Genomic DNA, 19,059 nt, shown 5'->3' with positions numbered 1-19,059 from the left:
TCCGGATGGCAGTATGGCGGACGCTCTCTTTATTGGAGCAGGACGAATGGGTGCTGCCGGCGGAGGCTTTATTCTGTTTTTTTCTGAGAATGTATGCTGGGAGAAGAATTTTTATAGTTTTGTGCATTGCAGGGGGAGGGAACCATGGGCACAACAGAAGATAAAAGGAAGCGATTTGAACTGCTGATGAAGCAGGGAGAAGTTCCGGCCAATCTGGTGGAACCCTATTTTTTGGATGGCGTGATTGAGCAAGTAGAGACAAGCCGGGCGAGCAAGGACTGGAGAATAACCGTTCTTAAGGACACCTTGGTTCCGTCCGAGGTCTACCGTACATTCTGTCTGAGGATTCAGGAGAAGATGAGCCATATCGCCAAGATCAAATTTGTATTCCGGTATGGGAGCAGCGTTCCTGAAGCAGATATCGTGCAAGAATACTGGAGTTTGTTTTTGGAATGGGCCCATCGGGAAATCCCTTCGGTGAATGGATGGATGACAAGGGCCAAACATGAGGTGGAGGATGGACAAGTCCTTCTCTCCATGTCGGACGGCATGTCACTTGAGCTTGCCCGCAAGAAGCAGATCGATTCAGCCATTACCCGTTTCTTCGGACAATACTTTGATCTGACGCTGCGTGTGAAAATGCAGGTTGGAGATAACGGTCAGGCGGCTTATGAGGAGTTCGAGCAGAAGAAGCGTGAGGAAGAGCGCGAGGTCATCGAGCAGATCATGAGCAGCATGGAAGCTGAGCTGGATGCGGAGGATGAGGAAGAGGGCGCGGTTCGGCTGCAGGTCGGGTATGATATCAAGGATCAACCGGTTCCGCTCCAGGAGATCCAAGACGAAGAGAAGAAAATTACGATTCAGGGGACCATCTTCGGATTGGATCGCAAGGAGCTTCGCAACGGCAGTACGTTATTCACATTCTATCTGACAGATTTCAGTGATTCCTTGCAAATGAAAATGTTTGGCAAGACGAAGGACGAACTTAAGGTATTGAGCCTGCTTGAAAACGGCAAGTGGGTGAAGGCGCGCGGACGTGTGGAATATGACCGCTTCATGCAGGTACCGGAACTTGTTATGATTCCGTCGGATCTGGGAGAGGTGCCTTCTCCCCCGAGCCGGAAGGATAATGCAGCCGAGAAGCGGGTGGAATTCCACCTTCACACCACAATGAGCACCATGGATGCCGTCACGCCGATCGACCGGTATATCAAGACAGCGGCCAGTTGGGGCCATAAAGCCATTGCCGTAAGCGATCACGGCGGTGTTCAGTGTTATCCCGATGCAGCCAAGAATGCCAAGAAACACGGGATCAAAATGATGTACGGCATCGAGGCCAATGTTGTGAATGATGCCGTCAACATCGTGGAACAGGCACAGCCGATTGAACTCAGCAGTGCGACTTATGTGGTGTTTGATATTGAGACTACTGGTTTGTCCATCACCGCAAATAAAATCATCGAGCTTGCAGCCGTTAAAATGAACGAAGGTAAAGAGATTGACCGGTACGCTACCTTTGTGAACCCGCACGAGAGAATTCCGTATCACATCCAGCAATTGACCAACATCAATGACGATATGGTTAAGAATGCCCCCGAGCTGGAGCCGGTGCTCAAAGAGTTTGTGGATTTCGTAGGCGATGCCGTGCTCGTGGCGCATAATGCGCGATTTGATATGGGCTTCATTCAGGCTGCATTGAAGAATGCAGGCATGGATACCCTGGACAATCCGTATCTGGATACGCTGGAGCTGGCGCGTCTTGTGCATCCGGGACTCAAGAATCACCGTCTTAACACCATGGCTGACAAGTATAAGGTTCTACTGGAGAGCCATCACCGTGCGATTGATGATACAGTTGCGCTGGCAGGAATTCTGAACGGACTGCTTGGCGATGTGGAAAAAACAAAAGGCGTCAAAATGCTGGACCGCCTTAATGATTATGTTGGGACAGATCTGTCCAACACGCGTCCATTCCACTGCGGTATTTATGCACTGAACATGACCGGCAAGAAAAACCTGTACAAGCTGGTCTCCATGTCCCATACCCAATATTTCAAGCGCGTGCCCTGCATCCCTAAATCCAAACTTCAAGAGATGCGGGATGGGTTGCTCGTGCTGTCCGGCTGTGAAAAGGGAGAGTTCTTCGAAACGGTGCTGAACAAGACGGAGGAGGAGGCCGAAGAAATCGCAGATTTCTACGATGTTCTGGAGATTCAGCCTTTGACGATGTACATGCACCTCGTGGATAAGGGACTGGTCGGCAGCCCCGAAGAGATTAAAACGGCGATTTCCAAAATCGTACGCATCGGGGAGAAGCTGAACAAGCCGGTCATTGCTACAGGGAATGTGCATTATCTCGAACCACGGGACAAGCTGTTTCGGGATATTACCATTCATGGCATTACCGGTTTCAGCCCGCTCAAGGATTTGCGCAAGCCGGATGCCCATTTCCGGACCACGGAAGAGATGATGGAGGAATTCGAGTTCTTGGGTCAGAGCAAATGTTATGAGGTTGTTGTGACTAACACGAACGAGCTCGCGGACCGCTTTGAAGAATTAGAGTTATTCCCGGATAAACTGTTTACTCCAATCCTTGAGGGTGCGGATGAAGAGATTCGTAACACTTGCTACGATACGGCCAAGTCGATCTATGGGGAGAACTTGCCTGAAGTCGTGGTCGCGCGGCTGGAGAAAGAACTGGAGCCGATTATCAAATACGGTTTCTCAGCGAACTATCTGATTTCCGAGAAACTGGTTAAAAAATCGAACCGGGACGGCTATTTGGTAGGCTCGCGGGGATCGGTAGGTTCTTCCGTTGTTGCCACATTCCTTGGCATATCCGAGGTTAACCCGCTCCCTGCTCATTATATTTGCATCAATAGTGATTGCAAGCATAGCGAATGGTTCCTGGACGGCAGCGTGCCGAGCGGTTTCGATTTGCCCGACAAAGCATGTCCGGAGTGCGGAAACATGATGAAAGGCGAGGGACAGGATATACCTTTCGAAACGTTCCTCGGTTTCAAAGGGGACAAGGTTCCCGATATTGACTTGAACTTCTCCGGTGAATATCAGCCGCTTGCCCATAATTTCACCAAGGAGATGTTTGGTGAGAAGAATGTATTCCGTGCCGGCACCATCGGTACCGTGGCAGAAAAGACGGCTTTTGGTTTTGCCAAGAAGTATGAGGAGCACAACAACAAGCGCTGGCGCGGTGCGGAATTGAACCGGCTTGCGTCAGGCTGTACCGGCGTTAAGCGGAGCACGGGTCAGCATCCCGGCGGGATTGTTGTTGTACCGGATTATATCGAGGTGGAAGAGATAACGCCTGTGCAGTTTCCGGCGGATGACGTCAACGCCGAGTGGAAAACAACGCATTTTGACTATCATGCCTTTGAGGCGAATCTTCTCAAGCTGGATATACTCGGTCACGATGATCCGACCATGATGAGAATGCTTCAGGATTTGACCGGGGTGGATCCAACCACCATTCCGATGAATGATCCGAAGGTCATGAGTATGTTCAACTCCACGGAATCCCTGGGTGTAAGGCCAGAGCAAATACGCTCGCCTGTGGCTACATTCGGTGTTCCGGAGATGGGGACAAAATTCGTTCGCCAGATGCTGGTTGAATCCCAGCCATCGAGTTTTGCCGACTTATTGCAAATTTCGGGCCTGTCCCACGGGACCGGCGTTTGGCTTGGCAATGCCCAGGAGTTAATCAAAAATGGCACATGCAACATCAAAACCGTAATCGGCTGTCGTGACGATATCATGTTATTTCTGATCTATAAGGCCGGTATGGACGCAAGCCTCGCATTTAAGATCACGGAAAGCGTGCGTAAAGGTCGGGGGCTGTCGCAGGAATGGATCGACGAGATGAAGAGATGCAAAGTGCCGCAGTGGTACATTGATTCCTGTCTCAAAATCCAGTACATGTTCCCCAAAGCCCACGCCGCCGCATATGTTATTTCAGCGGTGCGAACGGCTTACTTCAAGCTGTATTATCCGATTGAATATTACGCAACGTACTTCTCGGTACGTGCCGAGGATTTTGACATTGAATTATGCTGTCAGGGCTATGAAGCGATATACCGGCGCATTGAAGAGATCGAGCAGCTGGGTTTTGGAGCGAGTCCGAAGGAAAAAGGAATGCTGCCGATTTTGGAGATGGCGCTGGAAATGACCGCAAGGGGATTCAGCTTTAAGAATATCGACCTCTATCAGTCGGATGCGCTAAGATTCAAGGTGGATGGAAATTCACTCATTCCGCCATTCTCGGCCTTGCAGGGGATCGGGGATAACGCGGCCCGCAACATTGCCGCCGCGAGGGAATTCGGCGAGTTCCTCTCCATTGAGGATTTCCAGCAAAAATCGAAGGCGAGTAAAACCGCGGTGGAGCTGTTAACCCAGATGGGCTGCTTCCGTGGTCTGCCGGAGAGTAATCAGTTATCATTGTTCTAATTCTTGTCATTCTTTAATTGCCATGACGCCTTGACAGTCAAGGAGTCATACTTGTCACTATTACCAGACTATGTTATAATTTTTTTGGTAATCATGGAGATAAAACCGTTGTGTAAAGAGTGGGGCAACCCACTCTTTACTCTTTGGTATATAGGAAATGAAGTTGGAGGTTATGTTCTTTGAGCACATCAAAGATTAAAACGACTGTGGAAGAAATGGTGCAGCCGTATTTGAATGAACACGGCTTTGAACTGGTAGATGTGGAATACGTTAAGGAAGGAAGCAACTGGTTCCTGCGCGTGTTTGTTGACAAAGACGGCGGCATTGACATTGACGATTGCGGTTTGATCAGTGAATACTTGAGCCAGAAGCTGGACGAGAACGATCCGATTCCGACAGCTTATTTTCTTGAAGTCTCTTCTCCTGGCGCGGAACGTCCTCTGAAGAAGAAAGAGGATGTTGCGAAGTCTGTTGGCAAGAACGTGTTTGTTACCGTATACGAGCCGATTAACGGATTGAAAGAGTTTGAAGGCAAACTGGAATCCTTTGATAACGAGGAGCTTGTCATTCAAACCGTCAAGAAGCAGTACGTCATTCCATATGCAAAAGTAGCCAGTGCCAGATTGGCCATCATTTTTTAAACGGAAGTTTTGAAAGGGGGAACCGATTTTCAATGAGTATGGATTTTATTGAAGCGATGAACGAGTTGGAGAGAGAAAAGGGCATCAGCAAAGATGTGCTGTTTGAAGCCATTGAAGCGGCACTGATCTCAAGTTACAAACGCAATTTCAACACAGCACAGAATGTCCGCGTTGACATGAATCGTAACACGGGCGTCATCAAGGTGTTTGCACGGAAGCTGATTGTGGACGAGGTTCTGGATCCGCGGACAGAAATTTCACTGCATGCAGCCCGGGAAATCAATCCGCATTTTCAGATTGAAGATATAGCGGAAATCGAGGTTACGCCTCGCGATTTCGGACGGATCGCAGCTCAAACGGCAAAGCAAGTTGTCACCCAGCGCATTAGAGAAGCCGAACGCGGCCTGATCTACAGCGCTTTTATTGACAAGGAAGACGACATTGTAACCGGTACGCTGCAGCGTCAGGATATGCGCAACATCTACATTGATCTTGGCAAGATTGAAGCTGCGCTGCCGCTGACCGAGCTCATGCCGAACGAGAAGTTTAAGCATGGCGACCGGATCAAGGCGTACATTACCAAGGTTGAGAACACAACGAAGGGTCCGCAGATTATGCTGTCCCGTACGCATCCAGGTCTGTTGAAGCGCCTGTTTGAGCTTGAAGTGCCTGAAATCTTTGATGGCGTGGTTGAAATTCGCTCGGTTGCACGTGAAGCTGGATTCCGATCCAAAATTGCGGTGTATTCCCGTAACGACGAAGTCGATCCGGTAGGCTCATGCGTAGGACCGAAAGGTATGCGCGTACAGACGATTGTTAATGAGCTTCGCGGCGAAAAAATTGACATCGTACGCTATTCCGAAGAAGTTGAAGAGTACGTGGCCAATGCACTCAGCCCATCCAAAGTACTTGAAGTCCAGGTATTTGAAGATGAGAAGATGGCACGCGTAATCGTTCCGGATTATCAGCTTTCGCTTGCAATTGGAATCAAAGGTCAGAATGCTCGTCTTGCGGCGAAACTGACAGGCTGGAAGATTGACATTAAGAGCGAAAGTCAAGCGGAACAGGAATTTGGCAGACCGAAATCCCAATCTGGTGAAATGCACCAGGATTCCGTCTCTGTCGATTAATTCCAAGTGACGGGGGGTTGTCGTCTTGAAACAGAGAAAGATACCACTGCGCAAATGTGTAGCGTGCCAGGAAATGATGCCGAAGAAAGAGCTTATCCGGATTGTAAGGACACCTGAGGATGCCGTCCTGATCGATCTCACCGGCAAAAAGTCGGGACGGGGAGCTTATTTATGCGGTAAAGTTTCCTGCTTCAAGCTGGCACACAAAAATAAGTCGTTAGATCGAGCGTTGAAACAGCATGTGAAACCTGAGATCTATGAACAGTTGGCACAGGATTTTATCAAGGTTGAAGATGAATTCCTGGCTGCAAAAGAGAGTGCTGCCGATGATGAATAGGGCGCTTTCTCAGCTCGGCCTGGCCATGAGGGCAGGTAAGGTGGTTACCGGAGATGAGATCGTGCTCAAAGGCATCCGGTCTTCTGAAGCAAAATTGGTTATTCTGGCGGGTGACGCCTCAGATAATACAAAAAAGAAGTTCCGCGATAAATGCGGTTCTTATAAAATCCCTCTGGTAATCGGATTTGACCGGGAAAGTCTGGGCACAAGTGTAGGTAAACCCGAGCGGGTTGTGCTGGCAGTTACGGATCAAGGATTCGCAGAAATGATCTCCAAGAAAATGGAGACAATGTCGGAGGTGGAGTATATTGAGTAAACAAGAAAACAAAGACAATAAACTTCGAGTGTACGAATATGCTAAATCGTTGAACATGAGCAGTAAAGAAATTATTACGATACTTAAGCGTTTAAACATTCCGGTCAATAATCATATGAGCGTAATGGAGAACGATACGGTGTCCAAGGTTGAACAATTCTTCAAAGATATCAAATCCAACGCTGCTGCCAAGCGGGATAGTTCAGAATCTTCCCGAAACGAGAACCGTAAACCTTCGGTTTCCGGAGCCAGTCCGGCTGCAGCGGTATCCAATATTAAATCAGAGGGTACCACCTCTAATGTAAGTACCGAAGGCAGCCGTAATGGGCAGGACGGTATGCGTAATTCAGGACAGCGAGCACCAGGACAACAAGGTCAAAGCCAGCCCAAAAAACAACAGGAAAAGCAGGTAGGTATGAATAGTAGAACTAATCAAAACAACCAGAGTGCTTCAGGTTCCCAGCGTCCCCAAGGAGGACAGGATACCCGAAGAAGTCAGTCTGGCTCCACTCAAGGAGTCCAGCAAAACAATCGTAGCCAAGCATCCAGACCGGCAGGCAGCACGCAGACCGGTTCACGTCCACAGGGCGGAGGTCAAGGGGGTGCACGTCCGCAAGGCAGTAATCAGACTGGATCGCGTCCGCAGGGAAGCAACAACCAAGGCGGAGCACGTCCACAGAGCAAACCGGGTGGAACCGGTGGCGGTTTTTCCAGCTCCAACAACAATAGCAATAACAGCCAGAACCGCGGTTCCAGAACCAACAACAACAATAACAACCGTCAAGATTCCAAGCGATTTGATGACAACAATCGTCAGGGAGGATTCCGTGGCAACAATCGCGGTGGGAAGAACAACCGTGGCCGGAATCAGTATAATCAGCAGCCGCCTCGTGAGAAAATCGACAACACGCCGAAGAAAATTATCGTCCGTGGCAACATGACCGTCGGTGAAACGGCGAAGCTGCTTCATAAGGACGCTTCCGAAGTCATCAAGAAGCTGATTTTCCTCGGCGTGATGGCCACCATCAACCAGGAGCTGGATATCGATACCATTCTGCTGCTTGCTGGGGAGTTTGGTGTTGAAGTCGAAGTGAAAATTCCGGTTGAGGAAGATCGTTTTGAGACCGTTGAAGAAAATGATACTCCTGAAGAATTGAAAGAGCGTCCACCGGTCGTTACGATCATGGGTCACGTCGATCACGGTAAAACAACGCTGCTTGATGCAATCCGCTCAACTAACGTAACGGGTGGCGAAGCTGGCGGCATTACCCAGCATATCGGTGCTTATCAAGTTGAAATTAACAACAAGAAGATTACGTTCCTGGATACACCGGGTCACGAAGCCTTTACAGCTATGCGTGCACGTGGTGCGCAAGTAACGGATATGACCATTATTGTGGTGGCAGCGGACGACGGCGTAATGCCTCAAACGGTGGAAGCTATTAACCATGCGAAAGCAGCTGGACTGCCAATCATCGTTGCCGTGAACAAAATTGATAAGCCGGATGCCAACCCGGATAAAGTGAAACAAGAGCTGACGGAATATGAGTTAGTGCCTGAAGAGTGGGGCGGAGATACCATCTTTGTTAACGTCTCGGCGAAACAGCGCATGGGTATGGAAGACTTGCTTGAAATGATCCTTCTGGTAGCGGAAGTCAATGAATACAAAGCAAATCCTGACAAGCGTGCGCGCGGTACCGTTATTGAAGCTGAGCTGGATAAAGGCAGAGGCCCGGTAGCACGTATTCTCGTTCAGCATGGTACGCTTAAAGTGGGAGACGCGTTTGTAGCGGGCAACTGCTTCGGACGTATTCGTGCAATGGTTAATGACAAAGGCCGTCGCTTAAAAGAAGCGGGTCCTTCAACGCCGGTTGAAATTACCGGTTTGACTGAAGTTCCGGGTGCCGGCGATCCGTTTATGGTGTTTGAAGATGAGCGTAAAGCTCGTAACATCGCTGATAAACGTTCGATTACCCATCGTCAATCCGAGCTGAACACGAACACCCGCGTTACGCTGGATGATCTATTCCAGCACATTAAAGACGGCGAGATCAAAGATCTTAACGTGATCATCAAAGGTGACGTACAAGGCTCTGTTGAGGCACTGAAAGGTTCCTTGAACAAAATCGAAGTGGAAGGCGTTCGCGTCAAAATCCTCCACAGCGGTGCCGGTGCGATCACGGAATCCGATATTATTTTGGCAGCTGCCTCCAACGCGATTGTTATCGGCTTCAACGTTCGTCCGGACGTTCAAGCGAAGCAAACCGCAGAGCAGGAGAAGGTTGATATTCGTCTGCACCGTGTAATATATAATGTAATCGAGGAAATTGAGCAAGCTATGAAGGGGATGCTCGATCCGGAGTACAAAGAAGCCGTGATCGGTCATGCGGAAGTCCGCAGCACCTTTAAAGTGAGTAAAGTGGGTACGATTGCTGGATGTATGGTGACATCCGGTAAAATTGCACGTAATGCAGAAGCTCGCTTGATCCGTGACGGTATTGTCGTTCATGAAGGCAAGATCGATTCCCTCAAGCGTTTTAAAGATGACGCTAAAGAAGTGGCACAGGGTTATGAGTGTGGTATTACCTTGGTAAGCTATAGCGACGTCAAAGAAGGGGACATCATCGAAGCCTTCATCATGGAGACGGTAGAGCGCTAACGAATGAGGTGATCAGAGATGGCAAAAATCAGAACTGGGCGCGTAGGCGAGCAGATTAAAAAAGAGCTCAGCCAACTGATCCAAACGGAAATGAAAGACCCAAGAATCGGTTTTATCACAGTGACCGGTGTTGATGTAACAAATGACCTGTCTCAAGCGAAGATCTACCTGAGCGTACTCGGCGACGATGAACAGAAGGCAGCTTCCTTGAAAGGTCTGGAGAAGGCAAGCGGCTTTCTCCGTTCAGAGCTAGGCAAGCGAATTCGTCTCCGGCATGTGCCAGAGCTGATCTTCAAATTCGATGATTCCATCGCGTATGGCAGCCACATTGAGAAGCTGCTTACCGAAATTGTTGATCGTGAAGAGAAATAGAGTGATTTGATTTACGATCACTAATCGCGGTCTGGTTATGGAAAGTTCGTCGATACACGTGGTTTTTATAAAGGAGAGGGCGAATGCAGACCTATGAACAAGAGCTGCAGCAGGTGAAGTCATACCTGTTGGAGCACGATGATTATTTGGTTGTGTCGCATGTTCAGCCCGACGGAGATGCAGTCAGTTCCACCCTTGCGGTGGGCTGGCTTCTCTCATGTCTGGGCAAGAAATTCACCATGATCAACGAGGGACCCATTCCGAAGCGCATGAGAGCCCTGTGGCACGCGGAAGACATCCTGAATCTGTCCGAACAACAGCCAGGAAGAACATTCTCGCATGTCATTTGTGTGGACTGTGCGGATTTTGCTAGAGTAGGCTATACTCAAAAGGTATTTGCGGATCATGCAAGCATCGTAAATATCGACCATCATCCAACCAATGATCGGTATGGGGCAATCAACCTTGTGGTGCCAGAGGCTGCTGCAACCGCGGAAATCCTGTATGATCTGCTGAATTTGTTTGATGTGAATTGGGATGCCGAGATTGCAACGGCCATTTATACGGGTTTGTTGACGGATACAGGCGGGTTCCGTTATTCCAATACATCGCCCAAGGTAATGAGTATTGCGTCTGATCTGTTGTCCTATGGGGTGAATGGACCGGAAATTGCGGAAACTTTATTGGAAGAAATGACGCTTCCGCAGATGAAGGTTTTGGTTCAGGCGTTAAATACGTTAAGTTTATCGGATGATGGCAAAATAGCATGGGTAAACGTAACCCCTGAGCATATGGAAATATGCGGTGCTGTCAGCGAAGACCTTGAGGGCATCGTCAATTATCCCCGAAACATTCAGGGAGTCGAAGTTGGAATCCTGTTTAAATCTCTGAAGTCCGGAGTGGTCAAGGTAAGCTTGCGTTCAGCCGGAAAAGTTGATGTAGCTGCATTGGCGCAGGTTTTCGGCGGAGGCGGCCACGTACGGGCAGCAGGCTGCAGCGTCGAGGGCGAACTTCATGACATCATTCCAAGAGTGGTAGAGCAGGTGAAATTAAAGTTATGACGCAATTAGAAGGCATTTTGGCCGTTCATAAACCCGCAGGCTGGACATCTCATGATGTGGTAGCCAAAGTCCGGGGAATCCTCCGGATGAAGCGGATTGGACATACAGGTACGCTGGACCCCGAAGTAACGGGGGTGCTTCCGTTATGTCTTGGCAGAGCAACACGGGTTGTGGAATACTTGCAGGAACTGCCTAAGGAGTACCATGCGGTTCTCCGGCTGGGATATTCGACGGACACAGAGGATATTACCGGCAGTGTGACAGAAACGGCAGATGAAGTTCATGTAACGAAGAATGAAGCCATTGAAGCGCTGCAATCTTTTATGGGCCCGATCTCTCAAGTCCCCCCTATGTATTCGGCTGTCAAGATCAATGGCAAACGGTTATACGAACTTGCCAGAGAAGGAAAGACCGTGGAACGCAAGAGTCGTACCGTAACGATTCATGAAATCGAAATGACGGATTTTGATGCTGAGGGCGAGTACACGGACATTTCATTTCGAGTGCTGTGCTCCAAAGGTACATACATCCGTACGCTTTGCGTAGATATTGGACGAAAGCTCGGCCTGCCTTCGGTCATGGTCAAGCTGGAACGTACGGTATCGGCAGGAATCACGGAGCAGCAGTGCTTGACTCTGGAGCAGATTGAGCAGTTCATGAAGGAAGGAACGCTGCATACGAGGCTTATTCCCGTGGACCAAGCGATTCACAATCTGCCGGAGCATACCGTGTCTGAAGAGAAAACGGAAGCTGCATTGCAGGGACAACGATTGTCTTCGAGAGCGGTGGAGCCGGCTGTCGACAGTTCGGAGCCTATTCGCTTGTACGATATAAAGGGAAACTTTCTGGGAATCTATAAGCGCCAGGAGGAAACAGGGGCTATCGTTCCGGTGAAAGTATTTTCCTAAGTATGACTGGATTTAGTGAGTGGAGGTGAGAAATCATGAGAATTGTTTCTTTATCTTATCCTGTATCTGCTGAAATAGCGCATGAAGCAGCCGAGCCGAAGGTTGCCGCAATTGGTCAGTTTGACGGTCTTCATCTGGGGCATGCCAGCGTGCTTTCAACCGCTGTGAATATTGCGCGGGACAATGGAGTACCAGCTGCACTCATTACCTTTTACCCTCATCCAAAAGACGTGATTGGTAAGGGGAGCTACGAGGGGTATCTTACGCCCCAGCCCGATAAGCAGCAGCTGCTTGAAGAGATGGGCATTGATATTCTGTACATTGTTGAGTTCAATAAAGAATTTTCCCAAGTGAGTCCGGAAACCTTTGTTGAAGAGATGTTATTGCCCTTAAATCTTCAAACGGCGGTTGTCGGATTTGATTTCCGTTTTGGTCATAAAGGCGCTGGCGACGCAGTCAAACTTCAGGAGCTTGGTGAAGGCAGAATGACTGTCGTTACGGTTCCGCCATTTTTGGTCGATGGGGAGAAGGTCGGAAGTTCATCTATTCGGATCGCACTGAAAACGGGACAGCTGTCGGATGCTAACCGTTGGTTCGGACGGAATTACCGGATCCGGGGCAGTGTCATTCATGGGGAAAAGCGGGGAAGAAAGATCGGTTTTCCAACTGCTAACCTGGAATTGACGGATCCTTACGTTGTACCGGCGTTAGGCGTTTACGCAGTCCGGGCGCGGACCAATAAGCATGACAACTGGATTCCGGGCGTGATGAACATCGGTGTGAAGCCAACCTTCCATGAAGGAATCACGGAGCCCATCTTCGAGGTGCATCTGTTTGATTTTGAAGGGGATCTATATGATCAAATCATGACGGTGGATATTGTTCAATATATCCGCAAGGAGCATAAATTCGAATCGGTTCAAGAGCTTGTAGAATGGATTCAGAGGGATGCGGTTGAAGCCCGAAGAATATTGAATGTCAGCGAATAAACGATTTGGGACAAATTGTACTGAACTGATTTTCTTTTTCAGGTAAAGTATGCTATACTCTTAGAGGTTGCCCGGAGTGTGGGCAATATTAACCTTGGCTTGGATGTTCGATCTCACCGTCGGTACCTGGGCCAATGGCGATTATAATGAGGGAGGTGAACAGGATGGCATTGACTCAAGAACGTAAACAACAACTGATTGACGAGCACAAAACTCATGAGTCCGATACAGGATCCCCAGAAGTGCAAATCGCTATCCTAACGGAAAACATTACGAACTTGACTGACCACTTGCGTACGCACAAGAAGGATCATCATTCCCGTCGTGGATTGTTGAAAATGGTCGGCCAACGCCGTAAGTTGCTTGCATACTTGAAAAACAAGGATGTTAAACGTTACAGTGCTTTGATCGAGAAGCTTGGATTGCGTCGCTAATCATCCATAAGATGTGCCGAAAACAGCCTGGTTGTCCACTGTCCTTCTTGGAACGACAGCGGCGCAGCCGGGCTCTTTTCTAAGTATTGTACAATTTACTGTTTTCGTGCTCCCCCACAAAGTACTGCGTACGCTTCATAGCCTAAACTCCACTTTGTGGGGTTATCTTAATATATATTCTTTTTTTAGATTGTAGGCGTGTCTGTTCGCTTGAGTTTCGTTTGACGGTTATAACCAGGGATGGTCTATGCGGAGAATGTTCTATACGGTTCGGGTTGTTCCTGTACATAGGTTAGTGATGTTGGACCGATGGATGGCTCTGGTTTGGAAATGTGGACAGCGTTTTGCAAAAAAACATTGATGTTAGAAGATTTCAAAAAATTTATCCCCATGAGGAGGGAATATATGGAAACACGTGTTGAAATGCAGCTTGGCGGAAGACCCCTCGTGTTCGAAACAGGGCGCCTTGCGAAGCAGGCAAATGCGGCTGTTATGGTTCGTTACGGCGAAACAGCAGTCCTGTGTACAGTGACAGCTTCCAGTGAACCGAAGGATTTGGATTTCTTTCCATTAACGGTCAACTACGAGGAGAGATTGTACGCAGTCGGTAAAATTCCGGGTGGATTTATTAAACGGGAAGGCAGACCGAGCGAGAAAGCGATTCTTGCCAGCCGTCTGACAGACCGTCCGATTCGTCCGCTGTTCCCGGAAGGATTCCGTAATGATGTTCAGGTTCTGAACCTGGTTATGAGTGTGGATCAGGATTGTGAGCCGGAAATCGCGGCTATGATCGGTACTTCCGCAGCTCTGAGTATCTCGGATGTGCCTTTCAACGGTCCGATTGGCGGCGTAGCCGTAGGTCGTGTGGATGGCAATTTTGTCGTGAATCCGGATATTGCACAGCAGGAAGCAAGTGATATCTATCTAGTTGTATCAGGTACTAAAGACGCCATCATGATGGTTGAAGCTGAAGCAAACGAAGTTCCTGAGGAAGTCATGCTGGAAGCCATCATGTTCGGACATGAGGAAATCAAGAAAATTGTAGCTAAGATCGAAGAGCTCGTGGCTGCTTGCGGTAAAGAGAAAATGGCAGTTAAGCTCCATGCTGTCAATGAAGCGGTGAATCGTGAAGTGCGTGATTTCGCCGCAGCTCGTCTGGTTGAAGCCGTTCGCATCGAGGAGAAACATGCCCGCCAGGATGCAATTGACGCCATCAACGAAGAAGCGTATACCGTGTTTGAAGAGAAGTATATCGAGACTCCTGAATTGTTGAAGGATGTTAAAGAGGTGCTTCACGATATCGTGAAGGAAGAAGTCCGACGTCTGATTACGCATGACAAGGTTCGTCCGGATGGCCGTGGTCTGTCTGAGATCCGTCCTATCGATTGTGATACTAGCCTGCTTCCTAGAACGCATGGTTCCGGTCTGTTTACGCGTGGACAAACCCAAGCTCTCAGCGTATGTACTCTAGGTGCCCTTGGCGATGTGCAGATTCTCGATGGTATCGATCTGGAAGAGACTAAGCGTTTCATGCATCACTACAACTTCCCGCCATTCAGCGTAGGGGAAGCTCGTCCACTTCGTGCTCCAGGCCGTCGTGAAATCGGGCATGGAGCGCTCGGCGAGCGTGCCTTGTCCAAAGTCATTCCGAACGAAGTTGAGTTCCCGTACACGATTCGCCTGGTGTCAGAAGTTATTGAATCGAACGGTTCGACTTCCCAAGCCAGCATATGCGCAAGCACACTGGCTATGATGGATGCAGGGGTACCCATCAAAGCTCCTGTAGCCGGAGTAGCGATGGGCTTGATCAAGGACGGGGATCATGTCTCCATTCTAACGGATATTCAAGGCATGGAAGACCATCTTGGAGATATGGACTTTAAAGTTGCAGGTACGCCTGAAGGGGTTACCGCCATTCAAATGGATATCAAAATCGATGGAATCGACCGTGCGATTTTGCAGGAAGCTCTGCAGCAGGCAAAAGAAGGACGCATGCACATTCTTGGGAAAATGGCAGAAGCCATTCAGCAGCCAAGAACGAGCTTGTCCCAATATGCGCCTAAAATTATTACCATGCAGATCAATCCGGACAAAATTCGCGATGTAATCGGTGCTGGCGGCAAAATCATCAACAAAATCATTGAGGAAACCGGCGTGAAGATCGATATCGAGCAAGACGGTCGTGTGTTTATCGCTTCTGCCAATGATGAGATGAACAAAAAAGCACTTTCGATTATCGAAGGCATTGTGCGTGAAGTAGCTGTAGGTGAAATTTACACAGGTACGGTAAAACGGATCGAGAAATTCGGTGCTTTTGTTGAAATTCTGCCGAACAAAGACGGGCTTGTTCACATCTCGCAGCTCTCTACAGAGCGCGTAGCGAAGGTGGAGGACGTGGTTGCGATTGGTGATGTCATTACGGTGAAGGTTACCGAAATCGACCAGCAGGGACGGATTAACCTGTCTCGCAAAGCGGTTTTAACTACAGAAGCGAGCAAGAGCGGCTCTTAAGCGCTTTCGCGCTTGTTGGTTTGTGAACAGGATATGGATGAAGAAAAAAGAGGCAGAACCTATCATTCTGGCTCTTTTTTGATCATAAGAAACACGGTTTCTCTCGGTCCCGTACCTATATTAGATAAGCTTTGCAGCATATGCCCCACGTTGTGGGGTTGTTTTATGAATAGATACGCAGGCGTATCCTGCCTTGAATATGCGGTGTCGTTTCTAGCAGCACATAATTCCGCCTATCCTCTCATAAAATGGGACAAAGCTTCTCAAGGGGAGGGTGGATTGCCCATGAATGGTAAAAAAATGGCCGTGCTGCTAACCGGTGCCGCGATGGTGTCGGCTGTCGCTGTGTTCAGCGGGGCTTGGGAATATGTGTCGGGGCTGCAGGTGAAACCGGAAGCGCACTTCGTAAATGGAACACAGACGGCAGTAGATCTGGATCTATTGAATCAGATTGAAGCCGCATCAGCGAAATCACGAATCGAGCCCGTTGATGCAAGGGTTGACTCGGTATGGAAAGCGGTTCCCGGTTATAACGGGATCGAGATTGACGTAGAAGCTACATATAAAGCGGCATCTTCCAAAAAGCGAAAACCCGGGGATGCCATACCTTACGTTTACCGGCAAATACCGGCTAAAGTAACTCTTAATGATCTGGGTGAACAGCCGATCTATCGAGGGAACCCGAATAAGCCGATGGTGTCGCTCATGATTAATGTGGCGTGGGGGAATGAATTCCTGGTGCCGATGCTGAATACGCTGGATAAGGAAAACGTGAAGACGACCTTTTTTCTGGATGGGAGCTGGCTGAAGAAGAACCCGGAGCTGGCCGGCGAAATTTTGAAGAGAGGTCATGAGGTGGAAAATCACGCGTATACGCATCCTAACATGAGTCGTCTCAGCAGGGAGCGGGCAGAGATGGAAATCGCGAAAACTCAGGATCTGCTGAAAGAAAGTTTGGGTGTGGAGAACAAATGGTTTGCCCCGCCTTCCGGCGACTTTAATCAGCAGACTGTATCCATCGCCCATGCACGGGGGCTAAAAACAGTACTGTGGACACTCGATACGATCGATTGGAAGCATCCTGCACCGGAAGCGGTCGTTCAAAAGATATCCACGAAGGTGGAGCCGGGCTTCCTGATTCTGATGCACCCTACGGATTCCTCGTCACAAGCGTTAAAAGGAATGATTGACGGAATAAGGGCCAAAGGGCTGGAGATTGGGACGGTCAGTCAGACGCTTTCCCCTGAACGAATCATGCCTAAGGAAAGTTGAGCCGGATGGTAAAGTTTGATAGAATGATGGATGGCATGAGGCTGTTGATCAGCTAAAGTGAACCTGGATGGAACAGTTAGGGGGCCCTATCGTGAAAAAAATACAATTGTCTAACGGCCTGAGAGTGGTAATGGAGCAAATCCCGACGAGTCGCTCGGTTTCATTCGGCATTTGGGTAAAGACTGGATCCCGCAATGAATCGCTTGAGATCAACGGGATTACGCATTTTATAGAGCATATGATGTTCAAAGGGACGGAGCGTTTTGATGCCAGGGCTATCGCAGAGGAATTTGATGCTATAGGCGGCAACGTTAATGCCTTCACTTCCAAGGAATACACTTGTTATTACGCCAAGGTGCTGGATGAGCATTTTCCGATTGCGGTTGATGTATTGTCCGACATGTTCTTCAACTCGAAGCTGGATGCGGGTGAGCTGGCGAAAGAGAAAAATGTGATTTTGGAAGAAATCGCGATGTATGAGGATACGCCCGATGACTTGGTTCATGATCTGATGTCGTTATCCGTTTATGGGGATCATCCGCTCGCCTATCCGATTCTCGGCACGAAGGAACGGCTTGAATCGATGGATTCACAGGCGCTTAAATCCTACATGGACACACACTATACGATTGAGAATACGGTGATTGCCCTTGCAGGCAACATCAATGATGAAGTGATCGAGCTGTTGGAGCGCCATTTTGGCGGTTTTACAAACCATGGAACTGCCGAGCCGCTGGCTGTGCCTGCTTTTCTGGACGGCGTGCAATTCCGCAAGAAAAAAACAGAGCAAAATCATATCTGCCTGTCGTTTCCAGGCTGCTCCATCGGCGACGAGCTTCAGTACGCGATGGTGCTGCTTAATAATGCTATAGGTGGCGGCATGAGTTCACGGCTGTTCCAGGAGATCAGGGAAAAGCGTGGATTGGCGTATTCGGTATATTCCTACCACAGTTCCCACGCCGACAATGGCATGTTTACCATTTATGCGGGTACAGCTCCCAAGCAGACGAAGGAAGTACTTCAACTGACCACGGAAATGCTGCATGATGTGGCGACCAATGGGATGACCGAGGAGGAGCTACGCAAGGGGAAGGAACAACTTAAGGGCAGCCTCATTCTTGGTCTGGAGAGCACGAGCAGCCGCATGAATCGCTTGGGCAAGAACGAATTGATGCTGGGCCATCATTTCAGCCTCAACGAAATCATTAAGCGGATCGAGCAGGTCAGCATGAAGGATGTGGATGCGGTTCTTGACCGCATGTTTGGGACTCCATATGCACTAGCGATGGTAGGAACTTCAGATAAAGCATTGAATGTACTTAGGAGGAATGAATTTGTTGCACTACGTTCAAATCAATAGATTGCCTGGTAATGAAGATGTTAAACTGCCCGTGAAAATGTCCGAGCTTGCTGCAGGCTTCGACCTGCATGCAGCGGTTGCGGAGCCCGTGGTTTTAAATCCGGGCGAGCGCAAATTAATCCCGACCGGCTTTGCAATCGCGATGCCGGCTGAGCTTGAAGCGCAGATCCGCCCTCGCAGTGGACTTGCATTCAAACACGGCATCACCTGCCTGAACTCCCCCGGCACCATTGATGCCGATTATCGCGGGGAGGTTAAGGTGCTGCTGGTCAATCTGGGGCAGGAGCCTTTTGCGATAGAACGTCATGAGCGCATCGCTCAAATGGTGTTTAAAACCGTCCCTGCCGTGGAATTCATAGAGGTAGAGGAATTGTCCGACACCGTACGGGGTGCGGGTGGATTCGGACATACCGGCAAGTAAATTCAAGCAAGAATGCTTCTGATATCATCAACATCATACAGCACACGCTAACACCGCCAGGGTTTGTACCGGGCGGTGTTTTTTCAATTTGCTGATGTACTGCAGCAAACGACCTGAACGGGCCATGTCGGGTTTGCGGCTTTATTTAATGCGTTAAGGCGGTAGTTTAATTGAAATGCGCTCACCA

15 protein-coding genes are annotated in these 19,059 nt (G+C 49.1%); all 15 read left to right on the top strand.

All coding sequences use genetic code 11. The features are described 5' to 3' along the window. Positions 1-144: 144 nt before the first annotated feature. The 15 genes from M2277_RS00595 (at position 145) to dut (ending at position 18,872) form a co-directional block, all read left to right on the top strand. Positions 145-4,461: a PolC-type DNA polymerase III gene (locus tag M2277_RS00595; RefSeq protein ID WP_280753927.1), complete on the top strand. Its 4,317-nt coding sequence runs from the start codon at positions 145-147 to the stop codon at positions 4,459-4,461. 179 nt (positions 4,462-4,640) lie between these two features. Further along, on the top strand, positions 4,641-5,102 hold the full coding sequence (gene rimP, locus M2277_RS00590) for a ribosome maturation factor RimP (RefSeq protein WP_006211291.1): 462 nt from the start codon (positions 4,641-4,643) through the stop codon (positions 5,100-5,102). 32 nt (positions 5,103-5,134) lie between these two features. Beyond that, entirely contained in the window at positions 5,135-6,232 is a 1,098-nt protein-coding gene (gene nusA, locus M2277_RS00585; RefSeq protein WP_006211290.1) for a transcription termination factor NusA, read from the top strand. Between the two features lie 25 nt (positions 6,233-6,257). Beyond that, positions 6,258-6,569: an RNase P modulator RnpM gene (gene rnpM / locus M2277_RS00580; protein ID WP_006211289.1), complete on the top strand. Its 312-nt coding sequence runs from the start codon at positions 6,258-6,260 to the stop codon at positions 6,567-6,569. After that, complete coding sequence (locus M2277_RS00575) at positions 6,562-6,885, top strand: L7Ae/L30e/S12e/Gadd45 family ribosomal protein (protein ID WP_172964039.1); 324 nt, start codon at positions 6,562-6,564, stop codon at positions 6,883-6,885. Before rnpM ends, M2277_RS00575 begins: the two co-directional genes overlap by 8 nt. After that, positions 6,878-9,544, top strand: a complete 2,667-nt coding sequence (gene infB, locus M2277_RS00570) for a translation initiation factor IF-2 (RefSeq protein WP_036642094.1) — start codon at positions 6,878-6,880, stop codon at positions 9,542-9,544. Before M2277_RS00575 ends, infB begins: the two co-directional genes overlap by 8 nt. A gap of 18 nt (positions 9,545-9,562) precedes the next feature. Then, positions 9,563-9,916 (top strand): 30S ribosome-binding factor RbfA, encoded by a 354-nt coding sequence (gene rbfA / locus M2277_RS00565; protein ID WP_006211285.1) that lies wholly within the window; start codon positions 9,563-9,565, stop codon positions 9,914-9,916. A gap of 83 nt (positions 9,917-9,999) precedes the next feature. Then, entirely contained in the window at positions 10,000-10,977 is a 978-nt protein-coding gene (locus tag M2277_RS00560; protein WP_036642095.1) for a DHH family phosphoesterase, read from the top strand. After that, positions 10,974-11,885: a tRNA pseudouridine(55) synthase TruB gene (gene truB, locus M2277_RS00555; RefSeq protein WP_006211283.1), complete on the top strand. Its 912-nt coding sequence runs from the start codon at positions 10,974-10,976 to the stop codon at positions 11,883-11,885. The genes M2277_RS00560 and truB overlap by 4 nt, the downstream gene beginning before the upstream one ends. A gap of 35 nt (positions 11,886-11,920) precedes the next feature. Then, positions 11,921-12,874, top strand: a complete 954-nt coding sequence (locus tag M2277_RS00550; protein WP_006211282.1) for a bifunctional riboflavin kinase/FAD synthetase — start codon at positions 11,921-11,923, stop codon at positions 12,872-12,874. 164 nt (positions 12,875-13,038) lie between these two features. Continuing rightward, positions 13,039-13,308, top strand: a complete 270-nt coding sequence (rpsO, locus tag M2277_RS00545) for a 30S ribosomal protein S15 (protein ID WP_006211281.1) — start codon at positions 13,039-13,041, stop codon at positions 13,306-13,308. Positions 13,309-13,713: 405 nt separating this feature from the next. Continuing rightward, positions 13,714-15,819, top strand: coding sequence for a polyribonucleotide nucleotidyltransferase (gene pnp, locus M2277_RS00540; protein ID WP_006211280.1), 2,106 nt, complete (start codon positions 13,714-13,716; stop codon positions 15,817-15,819). 285 nt (positions 15,820-16,104) lie between these two features. Beyond that, a complete protein-coding gene (locus M2277_RS00535; RefSeq protein ID WP_280753926.1) occupies positions 16,105-17,091 on the top strand; it encodes a polysaccharide deacetylase family protein in 987 nt (328 codons plus the stop codon). 91 nt (positions 17,092-17,182) lie between these two features. After that, the gene (locus tag M2277_RS00530) at positions 17,183-18,451 is read left to right on the top strand and encodes a M16 family metallopeptidase (protein ID WP_006211279.1); all 1,269 of its coding nucleotides are present in this window, start codon (positions 17,183-17,185) and stop codon (positions 18,449-18,451) included. After that, positions 18,426-18,872, top strand: a complete 447-nt coding sequence (gene dut / locus M2277_RS00525) for a dUTP diphosphatase (RefSeq protein WP_172963931.1) — start codon at positions 18,426-18,428, stop codon at positions 18,870-18,872. The genes M2277_RS00530 and dut overlap by 26 nt, the downstream gene beginning before the upstream one ends. The last annotated feature ends 187 nt before the right edge of the window (positions 18,873-19,059 follow it).

This window comes from Paenibacillus sp. LBL (genome assembly GCF_029893715.1).
GTDB lineage: Bacteria > Bacillota > Bacilli > Paenibacillales > Paenibacillaceae > Paenibacillus_AQ > Paenibacillus_AQ glucanolyticus.
This window is presented reverse-complemented; position numbering and strand designations above follow the sequence as displayed.